Source organism: Aurantiacibacter xanthus (assembly GCF_003584015.1).
GTDB classification, from domain to species: Bacteria; Pseudomonadota; Alphaproteobacteria; order Sphingomonadales; family Sphingomonadaceae; genus Alteraurantiacibacter; species Alteraurantiacibacter xanthus.
The window spans coordinates 1-1,972 of record NZ_QXFM01000014.1 but is presented as its reverse complement, the minus strand read 5'-3'; the positions used below and the strand labels follow the sequence as shown (position 1 = coordinate 1,972).

The 1,972-nt window shown below is 70.1% G+C and carries 2 protein-coding genes; both read left to right on the top strand.

Translation table 11 applies throughout. The features are described from left to right. Positions 1 to 1,400, top strand: a 1,400-nt coding sequence (locus tag D2V17_RS02135) for a PD-(D/E)XK nuclease family protein (RefSeq protein WP_191229029.1), incomplete at its 5' end; no start/stop codon positions are given. Beyond that, positions 1,397 to 1,972: UvrD-helicase domain-containing protein (locus tag D2V17_RS02130; RefSeq protein ID WP_147367178.1), on the top strand; the 576-nt coding region annotated here is incomplete at its 3' end. The genes D2V17_RS02135 and D2V17_RS02130, both read left to right, overlap by 4 nt.

The following is a 1,972-nucleotide window of genomic DNA, read 5'->3' as shown; positions in this document are numbered from 1 at the left end:
TGTGGGCGCGCGAGGATGGGCGTGCGCTCTCGGCCTTTATCGAGCAATGGCGGCTCCACGCGCGCGAGGTTCCGGTGGCCTTCGCGCCCGACAAACTGCCGCGCGTTTTGCGCGACCTGTTCGATCAGGTGGCGGTGCGTCCGCAGTTCGGCGGGCATCCTCGGGTGGCGATCTACGGCCTGCTCGAAGCGCGGATGACGCGCGCCGATCTGGTGATCTGCGGCGGCCTCAACGAGGGCACCTGGCCGCCAGCGCCCGCGAGCGACCCGCTGCTCGCGCCTGCCGTCTTGCGCGCGCTCGGTGTGCCGGGGGCGGACTTCCGCATTGGCCTTGCCGCGCATGACCTTGCCGGGGCTCTGGGTGCGCCCGAGGTGGTGCTCACCCGCGCGCGGCGCGATGTCTCGGGCCCCGCGATCCCCTCGCGCTTCCTATTGCGGGTGCGCGCGCTGCTCGGCGGTGATCTGGCGGCGGCGGCAAGCGACGAACAGACGCTCAGGCTGGCGCGCGAGCTGGACCCCGCGCCGATGGAGATCGCGCCCTATCCGGTGCCTGCGCCGATGCCTTCGGCGGACCAGCGGCGGCAGGACATTTCGGTGACCCAGCTCGACCGCCTGCGCTCGGACCCGTTCGAATTCTACGCCCGCAAGATCATGCGGCTCGAAGAGCTGAAGCCGCTCGACGCCGAGCCCGATGCCGCCTGGCAGGGCACGCTCGCCCATGCGATCCTTGAGGGATGGCATAAGGGCGAGGGCGCCATCGAAGCGCTGGCCGAGCAGCACCTTGCCGAGATGCACGCGCACCCCTTGATGCGCGCGCTGTGGAAGCCGCGTCTGGTCCGCGCGCTGCAATGGATCGTCGCCCAGATCGGGGCCGACCCGCAGCGCCAACCGCTGCCCAACGGGATCGAGGCCAAGGGCGAGATGCACGTCGCGGGCATCCGCATTCACGGCAAGGCCGACCGGATCGACCGCATGGCGGACGGCACCCTCGCGATTGTCGACTACAAGACCGGCGGTCCGCCCACCGGGCCGACGGTCGAAAACGGCTATGCGCTGCAACTCGGCACATTGGGGCTGATTGCGCGGGACGGCGGGTTTACGGGCATCGCCGGTGATCCGACCGCCTTCGAATACTGGTCGCTCGGCAAGGCCAAGGTGAAGGACCACCCGACCGGCTTCGGCTATGTGACCACGCCGCTGAAGGTCGGCGCCAAGCGCTCCGGCATCCTGCCCGAGGAGTTCCTCCCCGAGGCCGAACGCTTCCTCCACGATGCACTCGACCGCTGGATTCTCGGCGACGAACCGTTCACCGCCGGGCTCAACCCCGATGCGCCGGGCTACAACACCTATGATCACCTGATGCGGCTCGGCGAGTGGCAAGGGCGCGGGGACGAGCGATGAGCGGCGCGGTCTATCCTTTGCAGAACAACCAGATGCTGGCGGTCGACCCGGCGGACAGCGTGTGGCTGTCGGCCTCGGCGGGCACCGGCAAGACGCAGGTGCTGTCGGCGCGGGTCTTGCGATTGCTGCTCGATCCGGCGGTGCGGCCCGAGCAGATCCTCTGCCTCACCTTCACCAAGGCGGGCGCGGCGGAAATGGCCGTGCGCGTCAACGAGGTGCTGGCGAACTGGGTGCGCATGCCCGCCGAAGAGTTAGCGCGCGATCTGCTTGCCATCGGTGCGAGTGCCGATCCCGCCACCATTGCCCGGGCGCGCAGCCTGTTCGCCAGCGTGCTCGATTGCCCCGGTGGCGGCCTCAGGATCGACACCATCCATGCCTTCGCGCAGTGGCTGCTGGCGGCCTTTCCCAACGAGGCGGGGCTGATGCCCGGCACCCGCCCGATGGAGGACCGCGACCGCGACCTGCTCGCCGCGCAGGTGCTGGCCGATCTGGTCGAGGACTGGGACGAGCGCGACCCCGCCGCCATGTCCGCGCTGGAGGAGCTGTCCGTCCGGCTCGGCCCGGCAGAGGCG